General features: G+C 68.9%; 16 protein-coding genes. 8 read left to right on the top strand and 8 right to left on the bottom strand.

Translation table 11 applies throughout. The annotated features are described in order from the left end of the window. Positions 1-70: 70 nt before the first annotated feature. On the bottom strand, positions 71-1621 hold the full coding sequence (locus J6U32_RS18800) for a leucyl aminopeptidase (RefSeq protein ID WP_208791646.1): 1551 nt from the start codon (positions 1619-1621) through the stop codon (positions 71-73). A 137-nt stretch (positions 1622-1758) separates the two neighbouring features. On the opposite strand from J6U32_RS18800, the gene J6U32_RS18795 reads away from it, so the two are divergent. From J6U32_RS18795 to J6U32_RS18785, 3 genes are all read left to right on the top strand, one after another. Next, on the top strand, positions 1759-2370 hold the full coding sequence (locus J6U32_RS18795) for a CHAP domain-containing protein (RefSeq protein WP_208791645.1): 612 nt from the start codon (positions 1759-1761) through the stop codon (positions 2368-2370). Positions 2371-2420: 50 nt separating this feature from the next. Beyond that, complete coding sequence (gene gcvT / locus J6U32_RS18790; protein WP_208791644.1) at positions 2421-3530, top strand: glycine cleavage system aminomethyltransferase GcvT; 1110 nt, start codon at positions 2421-2423, stop codon at positions 3528-3530. An 83-nt stretch (positions 3531-3613) separates the two neighbouring features. Further along, positions 3614-4720, top strand: a complete 1107-nt coding sequence (locus tag J6U32_RS18785) for a branched-chain amino acid aminotransferase (protein ID WP_208791643.1) — start codon at positions 3614-3616, stop codon at positions 4718-4720. Between the two features lie 7 nt (positions 4721-4727). On the opposite strand, the gene J6U32_RS18780 is transcribed toward J6U32_RS18785, so the two are convergent. Genes J6U32_RS18780 through J6U32_RS18765 form a run of 4 tightly spaced genes read right to left on the bottom strand, consistent with a single transcriptional unit; the run spans position 4728 to position 8592 of the window. Continuing rightward, entirely contained in the window at positions 4728-5264 is a 537-nt protein-coding gene (locus J6U32_RS18780; RefSeq protein WP_208791642.1) for a hypothetical protein, read from the bottom strand. A gap of 41 nt (positions 5265-5305) precedes the next feature. Then, positions 5306-6094, bottom strand: a complete 789-nt coding sequence (locus tag J6U32_RS18775) for an adenosylcobinamide-GDP ribazoletransferase (RefSeq protein WP_208791641.1) — start codon at positions 6092-6094, stop codon at positions 5306-5308. A 7-nt stretch (positions 6095-6101) separates the two neighbouring features. Further along, positions 6102-7904 carry a nicotinate-nucleotide--dimethylbenzimidazole phosphoribosyltransferase gene (cobT, locus tag J6U32_RS18770; protein WP_208791640.1) on the bottom strand — a complete coding sequence of 601 codons (1803 nt, stop codon included), beginning with the start codon at positions 7902-7904 and terminating at the stop codon, positions 6102-6104. Between the two features lie 4 nt (positions 7905-7908). After that, positions 7909-8592 carry a DUF3043 domain-containing protein gene (locus tag J6U32_RS18765; protein ID WP_208791639.1) on the bottom strand — a complete coding sequence of 228 codons (684 nt, stop codon included), beginning with the start codon at positions 8590-8592 and terminating at the stop codon, positions 7909-7911. A gap of 114 nt (positions 8593-8706) precedes the next feature. On the opposite strand from J6U32_RS18765, the gene J6U32_RS18760 reads away from it, so the two are divergent. From J6U32_RS18760 to J6U32_RS18750, 3 genes are all read left to right on the top strand, one after another. Beyond that, the gene (locus J6U32_RS18760; protein ID WP_208791638.1) at positions 8707-9768 is read left to right on the top strand and encodes a glycerate kinase family protein; all 1062 of its coding nucleotides are present in this window, start codon (positions 8707-8709) and stop codon (positions 9766-9768) included. Positions 9769-9956: 188 nt separating this feature from the next. Continuing rightward, complete coding sequence (locus J6U32_RS18755; protein WP_006370552.1) at positions 9957-10316, top strand: HesB/IscA family protein; 360 nt, start codon at positions 9957-9959, stop codon at positions 10314-10316. Positions 10317-10452: 136 nt separating this feature from the next. Beyond that, on the top strand, positions 10453-11418 hold the full coding sequence (locus J6U32_RS18750; RefSeq protein ID WP_208791637.1) for a carbohydrate kinase family protein: 966 nt from the start codon (positions 10453-10455) through the stop codon (positions 11416-11418). Between the two features lie 12 nt (positions 11419-11430). Here J6U32_RS18750 and asnB read toward each other — a convergent pair whose 3' ends face one another. Further along, entirely contained in the window at positions 11431-13356 is a 1926-nt protein-coding gene (asnB, locus tag J6U32_RS18745) for an asparagine synthase (glutamine-hydrolyzing) (protein WP_208791636.1), read from the bottom strand. Between the two features lie 437 nt (positions 13357-13793). Here asnB and ctaC point away from each other — a divergent pair, with 437 nt between their 5' ends. Next, complete coding sequence (ctaC, locus tag J6U32_RS18740) at positions 13794-14861, top strand: aa3-type cytochrome oxidase subunit II (protein WP_208791635.1); 1068 nt, start codon at positions 13794-13796, stop codon at positions 14859-14861. Next, the gene (locus tag J6U32_RS18735; protein WP_208791634.1) at positions 14858-15274 is read left to right on the top strand and encodes a cytochrome c oxidase subunit 4; all 417 of its coding nucleotides are present in this window, start codon (positions 14858-14860) and stop codon (positions 15272-15274) included. The genes ctaC and J6U32_RS18735 overlap by 4 nt, the downstream gene beginning before the upstream one ends. A gap of 64 nt (positions 15275-15338) precedes the next feature. Here J6U32_RS18735 and J6U32_RS18730 read toward each other — a convergent pair whose 3' ends face one another. Together J6U32_RS18730 and J6U32_RS18725 are read right to left on the bottom strand one after the other, a co-directional pair. Beyond that, complete coding sequence (locus tag J6U32_RS18730) at positions 15339-16580, bottom strand: alpha-amylase family protein (RefSeq protein WP_208791633.1); 1242 nt, start codon at positions 16578-16580, stop codon at positions 15339-15341. A 99-nt stretch (positions 16581-16679) separates the two neighbouring features. Further along, positions 16680-18197: a bifunctional phosphatase PAP2/diacylglycerol kinase family protein gene (locus tag J6U32_RS18725; protein WP_208791632.1), complete on the bottom strand. Its 1518-nt coding sequence runs from the start codon at positions 18195-18197 to the stop codon at positions 16680-16682. Positions 18198-18248 lie beyond the last annotated feature (51 nt).

The raw sequence follows: 18248 nt of genomic DNA, 5'->3' as shown, positions 1-18248 counted from the left end.
CAGGCGCCCATCGCTAGACCCTACCCGCCGTGCGCGCCACGGACGTGGTGTGTGGCGCAAAAGTGGCCGATCAGCCGTTGGCCGCGATGTCCTCGAGGACCTTGGTGATCGTCCGGACCGGTACGCCCGTACCACCCTTGGGTGTGTAACCCCAGGGACCGGCGGTGTTGAAGGCGGGACCGGCGATGTCGATGTGGGCCCACTGCACCCCGTCGGGCACGAACTCCTTGAGGAACAGGCCCGCGGCGAGCATGCCGCCCCACCGGTGCGGCGTGACGTTCGCCAGATCGGCGACCCGCGACTTGAGATCGGCACGCAGTTCCGCCGGCAGCGGCATGGGCCAGGCGTTCTCGCCGATCTCGGCCGACAGTGCCGACACCCGGTCGCGGAAGTCGTCGGTGCCCATGACGCCCGGGGTGCGGGTGCCCAGGGCAACCATCTGCGCGCCGGTCAGGGTGGCGGTGTCGATGAGATAGTCCGGATCGTCCTCGCAGGCGCGCACGATGGCGTCGGCGAGCACGAGGCGTCCCTCGGCGTCGGTGTTGAGGACCTCGACGGTCGTCCCGCCGTACTGGGTCAGCACGTCGCCGGGACGCTGCGCGGTCCCCGACGGCATGTTCTCGGCCATCGGCACGGTGGCGATCACCGACACCGGCAGGTCGAGACGCGCGGCGGCGATGGTCGCCGCGATCACCGCTGCCGCGCCGCCCATGTCGGAGGTCATCTGATCCATGTTGGCGGCCGGCTTGATCGAGATGCCACCGGTGTCGAAGGTGATGCCCTTGCCGACGAGCGCCACCTTCTTGGCCGACTTCTTGCCCGCGTGGGTCAGTCGCACCAGCCGCGGCAACCGGGACGAACCCTTGCCGACGCCGACGATCCCGCCGTAGCCGTCCTTCTGCAGGGAGTCGAAGTCGAGGATCTCCACCTTGAGTCCGGCCTTCGCGCCCAGCTCGCGCGCACGCTCGGCGAACTCCTCGGGGTAGAGGTGGCTCGGCGGGGTGTTGACGAAGTCACGGGCGATGGCCACCGAATCCGCGACCGCGATGGCATGTGCGAGTTCGGCTTTCGCCGCCTTGTCGGCGGACTCGACCACGACGTGCACGGTGCCGGGCAGTTGCTTGGTCGACGCCGAGCGCGACGAGCGGAACTCCTCGAAGCGGTAGGCGCCGAGGAACAGTCCCTCGACCGCGGCACCGATGTCGGTGGAGCCCAGGGTGGTGGCGACGACGTCGAAGCCCTCGAGGGAGCGGATCGCGACGCCGGCGGCCTGGCGGAGTTTCTCCGGGTCGTCGAGCGCCTTCTCGTCGCCGACGCCGACGGCCACCACAACGCGTACGCCGAGTGATTCCGGCGCGGCCAGCCGGGTGACCTCGCCGTGGGAACCGGTGGCGCCCACCGCCGACAGCGCGGCGGTGATCGCCGCCGCCGACGCGTCGTCGAGGACGTCCGCGCCGAGCAGGGTCGGTGCCGCGGGGTCGGCGGTGGTGGCGTCGGCAGTGGTGTCCTCGGAGGAGGCGGCGACGAGGCCGAGTACGAGGGCCTCGTCGTCTTTGCCGATGGAGGTGGTCAGGGTGATCTGGGGACCGCGAGTGCGGTCGACGCTCTCGTTCTTGCTCACCCGACCAACCTTGCCACAGGCGCCTCGTCGGCTGCCCGTCATCCGACCGACCGACGTGCCATCGCAGCGGGAACCCGCCATAACGACGCGGCGTTGCGATGGCGGTGTGACGACGAGAGACGGGGTGGGTAGCGACGATGCGGCGAACCAGGACGGCATGGGTGATCGCGGTGGTGGTGATCGTCACCGCATGCACGGCGACGGTGATCGGTCTGCGGGCGTATCGCCATGGCGACGACGCGGTGTCCCGGGCGGTGAACGGGATGACCGGCCAGTCGAGGCCCCCGTTCCCCGGCGTCGACACCACGGCACTGACGGCCTCCCGGGCCCGCATCATCGAGTCGGTGCGCACGGAATACGCGCGCAACGCGTCGGGTACCACCTATTCCGGCGGCGTCGACGAACCGTGGTGCGCCGACTTCGTCAGCACCGTGATGCACGAATCCGGTGTGCCGCTGGACAATCCGAACTCCGGATCGTGGCGCATCCCGGGGGTGGCGACGCTCTCCGACTACCTGCACACCTCGGGGCGCTGGCGTGGGCCGGGTCATCGTCCGCAGCCCGGCGACATCGTGATCTACGACAAACCCAGCCCGTGGGGCCAACACACCAACATCGTGATCGCCGTCAACGGCGATGAGGTGACGACCGTCGGCGGCAACCAGCCACCGGACGGGGTGACCCTGCACACCGCCGACCTCGCCGCCGATCCTGGGCTGCAGGGGTTCGGGGTTCCCGCCGGGAGCTGAGCTCCCGTGGTGATCGTCCTGGGCCCCGCGCTCGCGGTAGGTTGAGCGCCATGACCGAACTCCTCGCCGGACCCATTGCCGATCGACACGCAGCACTCGGGGCGAGTTTCGCCGAGTTCGGCGGGTGGGACATGCCCGTTGCGTACTCGGGGACCGTCGCCGAGCACACCGCCGTACGCGAGGCCGTCGGCATCTTCGACGTGAGCCACCTCGGGAAGGCGTCGGTCGCCGGGCCCGGCGCCGCGGAGTTCGTCAACGCCACCCTGTCCAACGATCTCGCCAAGATCGCGCCGGGCAAAGCCCAATACACGTTGTGCTGCAACGATTCCGGTGGCGTCATCGACGATCTGATCGCCTATCTCGTCGCCGACGACGAGGTGTTCCTCGTACCCAACGCCGCCAACACCGCAGCGGTCGTCGCGGCGTTGACGGCGGTCGCGCCCGACGGTGTCACGATCACCGATCTGCACCGCGAGTACGCGGTGTTCGCGGTGCAGGGGCCGAAGAGTCCCGAGGTGCTCGCCGCGGTGGGACTGCCCACCGACATGGAGTACATGGCGTTCGCCGACGCCGAACTGTCGATCGACGGGGGTAGCGCGCCGGTGCGTGTGTGCCGGACCGGCTACACCGGAGAACGCGGCTACGAGATCCTGCCCCGATGGTCGCAGGCCGGCCCGGTGTTCGACGCGCTGATGGCTCAGGTCACCGCGTTCGGTGGGCTGCCCGCCGGACTCGGGGCGCGCGACACCCTGCGCACCGAGATGGGATATGCGCTGCACGGCCACGAACTCTCTCCGGAGATCACCCCCGTCCAGGCCCGCACCGGGTGGGCGGTCGGCTGGAACAAGCCCGCGTTCTTCGGCCGCGAGGCGCTGCTCGCGGAGAAGGAGAACGGGCCGGCCCGCCGGCTCTACGGACTGCGGGCCACCGGTCGCGGGGTGCCGCGCGCCGACTGCGACGTGCTCACCGCGGCGGGCGGCGACCGCATCGGCCTGTGCACCTCGGGCACCTTCTCGCCGACCCTCAAACAGGGAATCGCGCTGGCGCTCATCGACACCGCCGCAGGTGTCGGCAAGGGAGCCGAGGTGGTCATCGATGTGCGCGGTCGGGCGTTGCCGTGTGAGGTCGTGATCCCGCCGTTCGTCGAGTCGCACGTCTGAAGCCCGGCACGTCTGAATCCCCGGCCCGGCGGCGACGGGAACCTGGCACCGATCGCCTTGTGCCGCGGCGCTACGATGGGCCAATGACCTTGCAGTTCACCCGTACCGAGCACCCGCACCCGGTGTCGGAGTCGCAGCGCGCGGACATCCTCGCCGCTCCCGGTTTCGGCAAGTACTTCACCGACAACATGGTGATGGTGGACTACGACGTGGACCGCGGTTGGTATGACGCCAAGGTGACCCCGTACGGCCCGATCGCACTCGATCCGTCGGCGATGGTGCTGCACTACGGCCAGGAGATCTTCGAGGGGCTCAAGGCCTACCGTCAGCCCGACGGTTCGATCGCCGCGTTCCGTCCGGAGGCCAACGGCCTGCGCCTGCAGCGCTCGGGTGAACGTCTGGCGATGCCGCCGCTGCCGGTCGACGACTTCATCTCCTCGCTGCGCGCCCTGCTCGACGCCGACAACGAGTGGGTGCCCGCCGCCGGTGGCGAGGAATCGCTCTATCTGCGGCCGTTCATGTTCGCCTCGCAGGCGGGGCTGGGCGTCAACGCCCCGTCGACGCAGTACCGCTACTGCGTGATCGCCTCACCCGCAGGCGCCTACTTCGACGGCGGTATCAAGCCGGTCAGCGTGTGGCTGTCGACCGAATACGTCCGCGCAGCCCCGGGCGGCACGGGCTTCGCCAAGTGCGGCGGCAACTACGCCGCGAGCTTCCTGGCCCAGCAGCAGGCCACCGCACAGGGCTGTGACCAGGTGGTGTGGCTCGACGCCGTGGAGCGCCGGTTCATCGAGGAGATGGGCGGGATGAACCTGTTCTTCGTCTTTGGCTCGGGCGCCGACGCGCGGCTGGTCACCCCGGAACTCACCGGTTCGCTGCTGCCGGGCATCACCCGGGAATCGTTGCTGACCCTGGCCACCGACGCCGGATTCGCCGTCGAGGAACGCAAGATCACCACCGAGGAACTCCGCAAGGGGGTGACGTCCGGCGACATCACCGAGGTCTTCGCCTGCGGGACCGCGGCCGTCATCACTCCGGTCGGCCACGTCAAGAGCGAGACCGACGATTACTCGATCGGGGACGGCACCCCCGGTGAGGTGACCCTCGCGCTGCGCGACACCCTCACCGGCATCCAGCGCGGCAAGTTCGCCGACACCCACGGCTGGATGACCGAGCTCTACCGGCGCTGAGCCGCTCTCACCACTCGGCGCAGTAGACGAACTCGGCGGCGGGACGCCGCAGGGCCTGCGTGATCGTCATGGCCAAGCGCATGTTGGTGGAGTAGTGGGCGGTCCGCAGACCGGTCAGCTGGCCCGGCGAGCAGTCCAGCCGAGCTGCCGTCCGCGCCCACGTGGCGCCGCGACGGGTTCTCGCGGCGTCGAGTGTGGCGTAGAGCCGACCGAGATTCCACCGAAGGCGATGCGCGTCGTCGCATCGTGGGAGTTCGACGCCGACCGTCCCGGGTGCCGGGTCTGTGACGAAGTCCTCCGGAGCCGCGTCCAGCCACCACAGCAGCAACAACGCGTGCTGGCAGCCGGTGTTGCCGTGTGCGCGCAGGCGTGAGATCGCCGACGTGCTGAACGGGTGACCATCGGGGCGCGCAGCGTTGAGTGCCGCCGAGAGGTCCCACACCTGCCGGGCGAGTGCGTTCCAGGTCAACGATTGCTCCCGGCGCCGGGCGTCGAGCGCCGCATACAGTGCGAATCCGTCAAAATTGCAGTCCGGCAATGGCATACGCCAAGGATGCGCCGCGGCTGTGCAGTGTGCAGACCGACTCAGAGGATCAGTCCGACGAGAACGAGCGCGGTGCCGAGTTCGATCACGGCGCCGAGGACGTCGCCGACGATGCCACCCATCCGTCGTGCACAGTGCCGACTGAACAGCCAGGTGAACACGAGCATCACCAAGATCGTCGCCCCCGCCTGCAGCCCGGCGGTGATCGAATGGGCGGTGACCGTGTCGGCGAGGCCGCCGATCACGACACCGACGGCGACCGCCACCACCGACCACACGACGACGGCGATGCGTTGTGTCCCGGCGACCAGCGCACCGAAGCCGTCGGGATGGGCCGGCGGCAGCGCCCGACGGCACGCGAGCACCGCGGCGACGCGTGCGACGCCGATCGCCAGACCGAGCTCCCACCACCGGCTTTGGGTGACCAGCGTCCCAATGCCGACCGCCTGCAGTGCCAGCACCAGGATCAGGGTCGCGGCACCGAACGGGCCGACCGAACCCGAGCGCATCACCTCGGTCACCCGCTCCGGTGGGCCGTAACACCCGAGTCCGTCGGCGGTGTCGGCGAGACCGTCGAGGTGCATACCCCGGGTGGAGACGGCGAGCACGCCGACGACGAGTACGCCGATCAGCGCATCCGGGGCGGCCGTGTACGACAGCCCCCAGGCGATCAGGGTCACTGCCGCCGCGAGGAGCACGCCGACCACGGGTACCGCCGCGATGACCGCGCCGCCGAGCCGGCGATCGGGGGTTGCTGCGGTGACCCGCCGGGGTACGGGGAGCACGGTCAGCCACGACAGCGAGACGGCGATCGCGCGTACCGGTGTCATCGGTGTGTCAGGAGGACGACGAGGGTTGTGTCCCAGCCGGTTCCGGGTCGGCAGCGGAGTCCGGCGCGGCGTCGGCATCGCTGACACCGGCGTCGGCGAAGGTCGACATCGACGTCATGATGTCGACGGCCGAGAGCACCGTCGGCAGCGCGGACAACGCACCGGTGCCCTCACCGAGGCGCATCGAATAGGTGTGCAGCGGTTCGAGATCCAGATACTCCAGGGCGATGGCATGCGCCGGTTCGACCGAGCGGTGACCGGCCAGCCACCACCGCGTGGCGCCCGGGGCCATCTCCACGGCGATGAGTGCGGCCGCCGTGACCACCACGCCGTCGAGGACCACCGGTGTGCGCCGCACCGCCGCCTGCGCGAGGAAACCGGCCATCGCAGCCAGATCGGCGCCCCCGACCGCCGCGATCAGCGCGAGCGGGTCGCTGCGATGACGACGCCCGCGGCGCATCCCGTCGCGGATCGCGGCGGTCTTGCGCATCCATCCGACGTCGTCGATGCCGGTGCCGCGGCCGACCACCTCGACGGGTTCGCGGCGCGCAAGGGTGCCGATGATGATCGCGGCGGGTGTGGTGTTACCGATCCCCATGTCACCGGCGATGAGCAGATCTGCGCCGGAGTCCACGAGATCATCGACGATGGCCCGTCCGGCGGCGAGGCCTCGACGCGCCTCGTCGATGGTCAGGGCGTCAGTGACCCGCAGGTCGTTGCTGGAGCGTCGCACCTTGTAGGCCGAGACCTCCGGACCGGTGTCGGCGTCGACGGCGATGTCGGCGACCCGGACCGTGGCACCGCACCGACGGGCGAGCACGTTGACGGCCGCACCGCCGGCCGCGATGTTGGCGACCATCTGCGCGGTCACCTCCGGAGGGAAGGCCGACACGCCACCCTGGGCCACCCCGTGGTCGCCGGCGAAGACCACGACGGTGGGCATCTCGATCGGCCGTGGGGGACAGACCCCTTGGCACGCCGAGATCCACACCCCGATCTCCTCGAGCCGGCCCAGCGAGCCGGGCGGCTTGGTCAGTTCGAGCTGGCGTGCCCGGGCCGCCTCGGCGACCTGTTCGTCGGGCAGGTCGATCGGGTCGAAGATCTCGGCGTCGGTCGCGTCGGGAATGTGGCCGGTCATCGGCGTCGCGGCTGCGGGCGTGCTCGCCGGAGCAGGCGGGACCGGTGGGGTGGCGACCGGTGGGGTGGCGACCGGTGCAGCGGTCGACGCGGGCGTCTCGGCGTCGGTCGATCCCGGGGCCGCGGCCCGAGGTGCGTCGGTCAGGTCGATGACGCGGCCGGCCACGACGAGGACCACGTGATCACACACTGCGGCCACGGCCTCGTTGAGCGCGCCGAGTTGGTCCTGGAAGAGTCGGCCGGCCGGGGTCGGGGCCACCGGAGCCAATCCGACCTCCGGACTGATCAGTACCAGATCGCCGGTGAATCCGGCTATCGCCGAACACAATTCGGCATTCTCGGCAGAGCGGTCGACGGTGGCCGTCGCCGACCATGCGCCGGTGGCGTCGAGGCCGGCGGCCAGCCAGTTGCCCAGGTCGTCGACGAGTGTCGTCGTGTGCGGGTCGGCCCGCAGTTCCGACGCGAGATCGCTCGTCTCGACCGTCGTGTATCTCGGATCACGCCGTTGCCGATGTTTCTCGACGCGCGCGGTCCACTCGGCATCGGTCGTCAGCGTCGGCCCGGTGGCCACATAACGCACCGATGCGGCCTCGCGCAGCAACTGTTCGCCGTGTGCGGACTTGCCCGACCGAACCCCGCCCAGGACCAGCGTCCGGACCCCTCGTGCGGTCATCGGCTCAGACTTCGTCGCCGGGGGAGACCTGCGGTTTGGGCGCGCGCATCTGACGTAGCTGCATCGCGCGGGTGAAGGCGTACCAGCCGAGCTTCAGACCGCCCTCGCCGGCGTCGGGATAGCGCTCGGCCACCCGCTTGTTGACCATGCGGCCGAGGATGACCCCGTCGATGGCCATCAGGATGACGAAGGCCAGCAGCAGGAAGGTCGAGTACACCGCGATCGAGGGCACGAACATCACCACGATCAACACGATCGCGAACGGCATGAACAGTCCGGCGAAGTTGCGTCGGGAATCGACGAGGTTGCGCGTGTAGCGACGGGCGTCACCGCGATCACGCGGCATCAGGTAGCGCTCGTCGCCGGCCATCATCCGCTCGCGCTGCTCGAGGCGCTGGGCACGGCGGTCGGCCGACGCCTTCTTCTTGTCCTCCCGTGACATCGAGCTGCGCAGTTCCTTCTTGCGCGCGCGGGCCTCGGCCCGGGTCGTCGGCGGCGGGGCGACCGGTCCGCGGCGACGGCCCTCGGCCTCTCGGCGCGACGGGGTCGGGCGGCCCTTGGCGGGCGTATAAGCACTGCCACGCTGCGATTTCGAGAGATCAACCGAATCCGTCGAGTCGGAATCGTCAAGGGTCTCGACGGCCTCGTCCGCGGGTGCGGAGTCGTCCTTCTTCCATGGCAGTTTCACACCGACGAGCCTAGGTGATCCGCGCTGCCGTGATGCGCCGACCTCCCTATACTTGCCCCGCATGGCGGCCCCCGTGTTTTCCCCGGCCTTTCCGACGTCCCTCGGCGAGGTCCGATGCGCATCCTGATCGCACCCGACTCCTTCGGTGACACGCTGACCGCGGTGTCGGCGGCCGAGGCCGTCGCCCGCGGATGGCTCTCCGCCCGACCCGCCGACGAGGTGATCCGCGCACCCCAGTCCGACGGCGGGCCGGGTTTCGTCGCGGTCCTCGCCGAGCATCTCGGGACGCTGCACACCGAGACGGTCTTCGGGCCGCTCGGCGCCGCGGTCGACGCGCAGTGGCTACTCGACGAACGCGATCCCGACCGTCCCGTTGCCTACATCGAATGCGCGCAGGCATGCGGCCTGCACCAACTCGGCGGTCGCCCCACGGCACGCACGGCGATGGCCGCCGACACCTTCGGTGTGGGACAACTCGTCGACGCGGCCCTGCGCGCCGGGGCCGGCTCGGTGGTCGTCGGACTCGGCGGCAGCGCCACCACCGACGGCGGCCGGGGACTCGTCGAGGCCCTCGGCGGCCCGGATCGCGCGGTCGCGCGCTGTGCCGCCATCGAGGTGGTTGCGGCCTCCGACGTGGAGAACCCGCTACTCGGTGCCCTGGGCGCGGCCGCGGTGTTCGGCCCACAAAAGGGGGCCGACGCCGACACCCTCGGGCGTCTCGAAGAGCGCATGACCCAGTGGTCGCGGGTGCTCGCCCGCATGGCCGGGCGCGATGTCGGGGCCGACGCCGGCGCCGGGGCGGCCGGAGGTCTGGGTGCGGCGCTGCTGGCACTCGGTGGTCGGCGCGTCTCCGGCGCGACGGTGGTCGCCGAGGTCACCGATCGTGACGCCCAGATCGCCGCCGCCGACCTGGTGATCACCGGGGAGGGCAAGTTCGACAGCCAGACCCTGCGCGGCAAGGTCGTCTCCGCTCTCACCACCACCGCTCGTGCAGCGTCGGTGCCGACACTGGTCGTCGCCGGGCAGATCGCGCTGACTCCCGAGGAGATCGCCGACGCCGGGATCGCCGCGGCACATTCGCTCGTCGACCACGCCGGATCGGTGCGCCTGGCGATGGACGATGCCGGCAACCAACTGGAGCGGATGGTTCGCGGAATCGCGGCGGCATGGCCGTGACCGTGCTGGGCCGGAGTCGGTGTGAACGTGACCCTGACGACATAGCCGGGGTCGACCGGCGGCGGGAATATGTCAGGACGGGGTACCGTTGAAGCCGACCGTACGAATGTGCGTTTCCGCGCGTCTGCGCGGGGACTGACCGCAACCGGCCCCACCGAGCCGGCCTCGACCAGCACTGAGGAGCATCGATGACTGTGCAGAACGAATCCGGCGCCGCCACCAGCACCGGAGTCATCCTGACCGACGCCGCCGCGTCGAAGGCCAAGGCCCTTCTGGACCAGGAAGGTCGCGACGACCTGTCGTTGCGCATCGCCGTGCAGCCGGGTGGCTGCGCCGGTCTGCGTTACCAACTGTTCTTCGACGACCGCAGCCTCGACGGTGACCTCACCGCCGACTTCGCCGGCGTCACCCTCGCCGTCGACCGGATGAGTGCTCCTTACGTCCAGGGCGCCACCATCGACTTCGTCGACACCATCGAGAAGCAGGGTTTCACCATCGATAACCCGAACGCGACCGGCAGCTGCGCCTGCGGCGACTCGTTCAACTGAGTCCGCGCGAGATCCCTCTTCTTCCGACCGCATTCCCGGACACCGGGGATGCGGTCGGATGCGTTGTGGCACCGGTCGGTAGCGTGAATGGTCGTTGCCGATCAGTATCGCCGAGCAGATAGGGCTGAAGACCCCCGTGACCATTTATGTGTGTGGCTCGATCGCTACCGACCATCTGATGAAGTTCCCCGGCAAGTTCTCCGAGCAGTTGCTCGGCGACCACCTCGACCACATCTCGCTGAGCTTCCTCGCCGAGGACCTCGTCGTCCGGCGCGGTGGCGTCGGCGGCAACATCTGCTACGCGATGGGCGAACTCGGTGGGGCCCCGGTCCTCGTCGGCGCCGTCGGGTCGGACTTCGACGACTACCGGCGCTGGCTGGAGGATCATGGCGTCGACTGCCGCGGTGTGCGGGTGTCGGACAAGCATCAGACCGCCCGATTCACCTGCACCACCGACGAGGTCATGGCGCAGTTGGCGTTCTTCTATCCCGGTGCGATGAGCGAGGCCCGCGAGATCACGCTTGCCGGGGTCTCCGCGAACGACGCCGAGCTCGTCCTCATCGGCGCCGACGACCCCGAGGCGATGGTCGCGCACACCAACGAATGCCGAGAACTGGGCATCCCCTTCGCCGCCGACCCCTCCCAGCAGCTCGCCCGTCTCGACGGGGAGTCCGCCCGCACCCTGATCGACGGCGCCACCTACCTGTTCACCAACGAGTACGAGTGGGGTCTGCTCCGCGAGAAGACCGGTCTCACCGAGGACCGCGTCCGAGAGATGGTCGGCACCCGCATCACCACCCTCGGCGCCGGCGGTGTCGAGATCATCGGCCGCGACGGCGAGCGTATCCACGTACCGGTGGTTCCCGAGTCGGCCAAGGTCGATCCGACCGGTGTCGGTGACGGCTTCCGTGCCGGTTTCTTGACCGCCGTGAGCAAGGGCCTCGGCTTCGAACGCGCCGCCCAGCTCGGGTCGATGGTCGCGGTGCTCGTCCTCGAGACGGTCTCCACCCAGGACTGGACCTGGGACCACGACTCGGCGATCGAACGCATCGAGGGGGCCTACGGCGCCGATGCGGCCGCCGAGATCAGCAAGGTGTTCTAGGCCGAACCCGGCTCACAGCCGCACCGGATACGTGTGGTCGGTGATCTCGGGCACCAGTGACTTCTCCACGAAGATCGCGTGCCACACCATGAAGATCAACACCGTCCACAGGCGCCTGCTGTTGTCGACGGCCCCCTCGCGGTGCTCGGCGAGCATCGCGAGGACGGCCGGCTTGTTCAGCAGGTGCTCGGTCTGCGAATGGCTGATCGTCTCGTGCGCCCAGTCGTACATCTCGCCACCGGCCAGCCAATGCCGGATCGGCACCGGGAAGCCGAGTTTCTTGCGGTGCAACACATGTGGCGGCACGATCTGCTCGAGAGCCTTGCGCAGCGCGTACTTGGTGGTGCCGTGGGCGATCTTCTCGTCGAACGGAAGCGTCTCGGCGACGGCGAACACCTCGGGATCGAGGAACGGAACCCGCAACTCCAGGGAATTGGCCATGGTCATCTTGTCGGCCTTGACGAGGATGTCGCCGCGCAGCCAGGTGAACAGGTCGATGTGCTGCATCCGGGCCACCGGATCCCAGCCCTCGCTGCGTGCGTAGATCGGGGCGGTGACGTCGGTGTGCGTCCACTCCGGTCGGTAGTCGACGAGGACCGCACGCAGCCGCGCGTCGTCGAAACTACGGGCGTTGCCGTAATACCGCTCCTCCAGTGTCAGCGACCCGCGATGGAGCAGGCTCTTGCCGCGGGTGCCCTCGGGGATGCGGTCGGAGACCTTGCCCGCCGCGCGCCGCAGCATGCGCGGCAGCTTGTCGAACGCCGAGAGCGACAGCGGCTCCTTGTAGATGGTGTAGCCGCCGAACAATTCGTCGGCACCCTCTCCGGAGAGCACCACCTTCACGTGTTTGCGGGCCTCGGCGGCCACGAAATAGAGGGGCACGAGTGCCGGATCGGCGACCGGGTCGTCGAGGTACCAGACGATTTTTCCGATCGCGTCGATGAACTCGGTCTCGTTGACGACCTTGATGATGTGGCGCGCGCCGATCGCCTCGGCGGATTCGGCGGCGACGTCGATCTCGGAGTAGCCGTCGCGCTCGAAGCCGGTGGTGAAGGTGATGAGATCCGGGTTGTGGCGGATCGCCAACGCGGCGATCGCGGTGGAGTCGATCCCGCCGGAGAGGAACGAGCCGACCGTCACGTCGGCGCGCATGTGCTTGGCGACCGAATCGGAGAGGACGTCGGCGATCTCGTCGTAGCGTTTCTGACGTGTGGCGTCGGTGACCGGACGGACCCCGAATTGCGGGGTGAAGTATCGGGTCACCGAGGGGGACTGACCGGGCCGCACCGTCGCGTGGCACCCGGATTCCAGACGCCGGACCGCGGCATGCAGGGTTTCCGGTTCCGGGACGTACTGCAGTTCGGTGTAGTGCTCGATCGCGCGCGGATCGAGATCGGTCGACAGCTCGAGCCGATCGAGCAGTTCCAGCAGGCTCTTCTTCTCGCTGCCGAAGGCCGTTCCGCCGGGACCGGTGGCGAGGAACAGGGGTTTGATGCCGAACGGATCACGTGCCAGGAACAGCGCTCCGGTGTCGGTGTCCCAGATGGCGAAGGCGAACATGCCGCGCAGCCGGCGCACCGCGTCGGGGCCCCAGTGGTGGAAGGCCGCGACGATCGCCTCGCCGTCGCCTTCGGTACGGAAGACCGCCTGTTCGTCGGCGGCGAGCTCGGCGCGGATCTCCAGATAGTTGTAGATCTCACCGTTGAAGACGAGTGCGTAACGTTCCGGGCTGTCCGGGGGACCCCACCGCAGTGGCTGGTGCGAATGCTCGATGTCGATGATCGAGAGCCGGTTGAACCCGAAGACGAGGTGTTCGTCATGCCAGGTGCCCGGCTCGTCGGGCCCGCGGTGTCGCATGCAGTGGCAGGCTTCGGCGATGAGGTCGACGGCGGTGGCCGCCGATCCGTCGGGGGTCAGCAGACCGAGCAAGCCACACACAGGGATTCAGGCCTCTTTCGACATCGAGCGGTTCGAATGACAGAACGGGTCCGCAACACCGCGGTTCCGGACGGGTCCGAGTATGCCGCATCGTGGTCGGCAGGGCCGTCCGGCACCGCCGTGCAGAGGGCCGAAACCGCTCCCGAACAGGCGATGTCGGGGTCGGTCACAGGAATTCGACGCGCTGATCCACCCCAACCGAAAAAGTTCCCGTGAGTTGGTCTACGCTGCGTAGTACATAGGCGCGGCCGCGGTGTGACCGCGGTGCCCGCGGGCGTTTCGGCCGGTTGGTCGGATCCCTTCGGAGTCAACGCGTCGAGGCAGGTCATGTGGCATGCGACTCGCACGGCGGGACCGCCGCGGCGAGCGAGCAGGAAGGCGTGAAATTGGCACACGGTGAACGGCCCCGGGCCCGGCGTGTTTCGTCTGCATCGCGGATGATCAAGCGGTTCGGCATCGTCGCGATCCTCGCCGTCGGAGCTGTAGTGATGACGGGCTGCAGTGGCGACGAGATCGTGCGGTTCGGCTGGCCGGTCGGTGTTACCCCGCAGGCCGAGTCGATGCGCCACCTGTGGACCTGGTCGGTCATCGCGGCGTTGCTGATGGGCATCCTGGTGTGGGGTCTGATCTTCTGGACCATCACCTTCCATCGTCACAAGGAAGGCCAGGACGAGTTTCCGCGGCAGACCGCCTACAACGTCCCGCTGGAGCTGACCTACACGGCCATCCCGTTCGTCATCATCGCGGTGCTGTTCTACTTCACCGTCATCGTGCAGACCGACGTGGAGAAGAAGACCAACGACCCGAAGGTCGTCGTCGACGTCACCGCCTTCCAGTGGAACTGGAAGTTCGGATATCGCCAGGCCGAGGTCAACGGCCAGGAGAAGCAGTTCCCGAGCACGCTGGGCAACCCGTTCGACCTGCAGGTCCAGCAGAACACCCACGACGGCGAACCGCTGCCCGGACCGGCCAACGGCCGCGACGACGACATCCGCAACTACCTGCGGTTCGACAAGATCGAGACCATCGGTAGCTCCACCGAGATCCCGATCCTGGTCCTGCCGACCGATCAGCGCATCCAGTTCGAGCTGGCCGCCGCCGACGTCGTGCACTCCTTCTGGGTGCCGGAGTTCCTGTTCAAGCGTGACGTGCTGCCCTTCCCCGAGCAGAACCACACCGACAACGTCTTCCAGATCGAGAAGATCGAGCGGACCGGTGCGTTCGTCGGGCGTTGTGCGGAAATGTGCGGCACCTACCACTCGATGATGAACTTCGAGGTGCGGGCGGTCTCGCCGCAGGACTTCGACCGGTACATCACGTATCGGGATCTTCATCCTCAGGCCACCAATGCCCAAGCGCTGGAATCGATCTGCCAGCAGCCCGAGTCGGTGGTGACGGTTCCGTTCGACACCCGCCGCAAGAGCAATGGCACCGCCACGGCGACCGGCGACCCGAACAACACGCGGCTGGCAGGCTGCACGATCAAGGAGAGTGACTTCCAGTGAAGATCGAAGCCCGGCTCTTCGAGCTCCTGACGGCCTTCTTCTTCCTCGCCGGTGTGATCTACACGCTGTGCACGGCATTCACCTCGCACGGCGTGGAATGGGTCGGCGTGGTCGGCATGTACTTCAGTGCTGGTCTGACCTTGATCGCCGGAACCTACTTCCGATTCGTCGCGCGACGCGTCGAGATCCGTCCGGAGGACTACGAGGATGCCGACATCGAGGACGGCGCCGGTGAGCTCGGCTTCTTCAGCCCGCACTCCTGGTGGCCGATCCTGCTCGCGGCGTCGGCCGCGATGTTCGCGATCGGCTTCGCCACCGGCAACATCTGGTTCTGCATCTTCGCGGCGGCCTGCATCATCGCCGCCGCCGCCGGAATGGTCTTCGAATACCACGTAGGCCCCGAAAAGCACTGAGAGAGAATCGTTCACGCTGTGATCGGCGCGGTCCACGCTTCTGCGTGGACCGCGCCGAGTGCGTTCAACCCGGAGAGGACCAGAGCGTGACACCGGCGGCGTCGTCGATGCGGACGTGCGGCCGGTCGTCGAGATCGATGTGCACGTCGATCCAGTCGCCACCGGCCACGGCACTGCTGCGGTAGCCGTATCGCGTGTTGGTCAGCGTCAGCGACTCGGTTCTCGCCGTGACGAGCCACGGGTGCCTGCGACGTAACCCGATGAGATCCTGGTGCGCCCGCATGATGTCGTGGCCCCAGTCGGCGAGCCCGGCCGGGGTGTCGGGAAAGGCCGGACGGACGGCGTCGTCGCCGCCGACCCGCTCTTGCTTGAGGCCGGTGAATCCCTGCTCGTCGCCGGAGTACACCGACGGGATACCACCGACGGTCAGCAGTATCGCCGCTGCGACGATCGCGTGATCCGGTCCGACGAGGCTCGCGATGCGGGTGACGTCGTGATTGCCGACAAAGGTGTTCGGCACGAACCGGGCCAGGAAGTCGTTGTGGCGCACCAGGGCCCAGTTCAGTTCGAACAGGTTGCGGTCGGTGATGGCCGACCAGATCGCCTTCCACAGTTCGTACTGGGTCACCGAATCGACGCCGGACGCGGCGACGAAGGCGCGGTAGTCGCCGTGGATGACCTCACCGAGGAACCAGGCGTCGCCGTGGCTGCCGCGGACCTCGGGCAGCACCCGAGCCCAGAAGTCGACGGGGACCGAATACGCGGCATCCAGACGCCAGCCGTCGACGCCGCGGTCGAGCCAGTGGTTCATCACGGCCACCGCGTGGTCGGCGGTGCGCTGGGATGCGTGATTCAGTCGCACCAACGACGAATGACCCTCGAACACGCGGGGTCGGGGCCCGCCGTCGGCCGCCCAGTCGATGTCGAACATGTCGGTCTCGGTGCCGGGCCCCTCGTGCAGCGCGCGCAGCACCGCGGGGTGCCGATCGCCGACATGGCTGAAGACCCCGTCGAGGACCACCCGCAGCCCCCGTGCCCGACACTGCGCGACGAGATCGTCGAAATCCTGCTGCCGGCCGAGGCGGGGATCGATCCGGAACGGGTCGACGACGTCGTAGCCGTGAGCCTGCGAGGCGAAGACCGGACCCAGCAACAGCCCGGAGGCACCGAGTTCGACGGCGTAGTCCAGCCAGTTCAGCAGACGGCGTAGTCGGGGAGCCGGGGTCGCGTCGTGGTCCCGGATCGGTGCACCACAGAATCCGAGAGGGTAGACGTGCCACCAGATGGCGTGGTCTGTCCATCGCACGGCGGGCCTCCTGTCGTGATATCGGAAAAGAGCGGCATCGGCAAAGACAGGCATCGGCAAAGATCTGGGACGGATCGGTGTATTCGGGCAGACGCCCTCTCAGGGCTTGCCGACGACGCTGGAGCCGTACACCTTGAGGGCACGATAGGCGACGGTGAAGGTGGCGTCGCGGTACGACTCGCCGATCTCCCCGTCGTGCGCGACGACCACCGGCTCCTCGGAGGTGAACGAGAACTCCGGGACCTGCATCTCCCGATAGGAACGCGAGCGTTGCAGGCGGCCGCTCAGCAGCCCGAAGACCAGCCGCGCAAAGGCCCAGCGCCCGCCGGCGACGAGGAAGCGGATGTCGAGGAGCCCGTCGTCGAGGCGTTCGCGACGGGCCGGGGCGAACCCGGACGAGCCGTACATCGAGTTGCCGAGCAGGAATAACGTGACGTCGAGTTCCTCGCCGTTGACCCGGATGCGCTGCGGGCGTGAGTGGCGCAGAACGTGCACGATCGCCAGGGTGCTGGCCAGCGCCTTCCCGGTCCGGTTCTCCAGCCGTTCGCGTGCTCGCACGAAGTGGGGGTAGGAGCCGATGCTGGCGGTGTTCAGCACGACCCGATCCGAGCCCAGCCGGGCAGCATCGACGCGGGTCACCCTTCCCTCACGCAGGGCGGCGATCGTGTCGTCGGCGGTCGTGGTCCCGACGTCGCGGGCGAAGTGATTGAACGTGCCGCCGGGAAAGACCGCGAGCGGGGTGTCGGTGGCGAGCGCCGCTGCCGCCGCGGTGGCCACCGTTCCGTCGCCACCGCACACGGCGAGCACGTCGCAGGCATCGGCGGCGTCGCGGGCGATCGCGGCGAAGTCGTCACCGGAGTCGAGTTCCACGATTCGGGCGGCGGGCAACTCGGCACGGATGCGGTCGCGGATCCGCGCACCCCGGCCGTCGCCGGACGCCGGATTCAGCAACACGGTGACATTGGCGCCGTCGGTGACCTCGGGTGCCTCGTCGCGAGTGGGGCTGGGGATCGAGATCCGGCGGCGGGTGATCGGCGGTGCGATCTGACCGCCCGCGGTAGCCACGGCGGCGCCGATCCCCAGGCCGATCGCCACGTCTCCCGGATAGTGCACACCGGTGGCCACCCGGGAGAAACCGACCAACCCGGCAAGCGCCGACATCGCCAGTCCCGCAAGAGGGTTCTCGATCGCCACTCCGGTGGCGAAGGCGGCAGCGCTCGCGGAGTGCCCCGACGGCAGGGAGTTGGAGGTCGGGAGCGTTCGGCTTCGGCGGGGAGCGGGTACCAGGGCGGCGGTGGGGCGCGGCCGTCGTCGCACGCGCTTGGCGACCTGGTTGGTGACCAGACTGGTGACGGCCAGCGAGCCGAGCCCGCGCACGGCACCGCGTTGCAGATCCGGCCGGCCGCTGGCGGCGAGCCCGGCAGCGATCGCGATCCACAACTTGCTGTGGTCGGCCGCTCGTGTCAGCGGCGGCATCGTGGCGTCGAGCAGTGGGCTGGGGGAGCGGGCGATGGAGTCGTAGACGGCGGCGTCGAGGGAACCGAGGCCGCGGGTCACGCGGTCGGCTCGCCGCGCGATCGCCCGGGCGCGGAAGCGGTCGACGATGGTGCGGGGCATGGTTGTCACCGTACTGGCCGGGCCGGTGCAGCGGGCGAATCGGACACAAAC

The sequence above is a fragment of the Gordonia polyisoprenivorans genome (assembly GCF_017654315.1).
GTDB classification, from domain to species: Bacteria; Actinomycetota; Actinomycetes; order Mycobacteriales; family Mycobacteriaceae; genus Gordonia; species Gordonia polyisoprenivorans_A.
Note: the sequence above shows the minus strand (reverse complement) of the source record. Positions and strands in the feature narration are given on the sequence as shown.

Bases quoted from the DNA above. Each gene is read 5' to 3' on its own strand.
- J6U32_RS18795 (WP_208791645.1), top strand. From the start codon at position 1,759: ATGCGGCGAACCAGGACGGCATGGGTGATCGCGGTGGTGGTGATCGTC.
- gcvT (WP_208791644.1), top strand. From the start codon at position 2,421: ATGACCGAACTCCTCGCCGGACCCATTGCCGATCGACACGCAGCACTC.
- J6U32_RS18785 (WP_208791643.1), top strand. From the start codon at position 3,614: ATGACCTTGCAGTTCACCCGTACCGAGCACCCGCACCCGGTGTCGGAG.
- J6U32_RS18780 (WP_208791642.1), bottom strand. From the start codon at position 5,264: ATGCCATTGCCGGACTGCAATTTTGACGGATTCGCACTGTATGCGGCG.
- J6U32_RS18775 (WP_208791641.1), bottom strand. From the start codon at position 6,094: ATGACACCGGTACGCGCGATCGCCGTCTCGCTGTCGTGGCTGACCGTG.
- cobT (WP_208791640.1), bottom strand. From the start codon at position 7,904: ATGACCGCACGAGGGGTCCGGACGCTGGTCCTGGGCGGGGTTCGGTCG.
- J6U32_RS18760 (WP_208791638.1), top strand. From the start codon at position 8,707: ATGCGCATCCTGATCGCACCCGACTCCTTCGGTGACACGCTGACCGCG.
- J6U32_RS18755 (WP_006370552.1), top strand. From the start codon at position 9,957: ATGACTGTGCAGAACGAATCCGGCGCCGCCACCAGCACCGGAGTCATC.
- ctaC (WP_208791635.1), top strand. From the start codon at position 13,794: ATGATCAAGCGGTTCGGCATCGTCGCGATCCTCGCCGTCGGAGCTGTA.
- J6U32_RS18725 (WP_208791632.1), bottom strand. From the start codon at position 18,197: ATGCCCCGCACCATCGTCGACCGCTTCCGCGCCCGGGCGATCGCGCGG.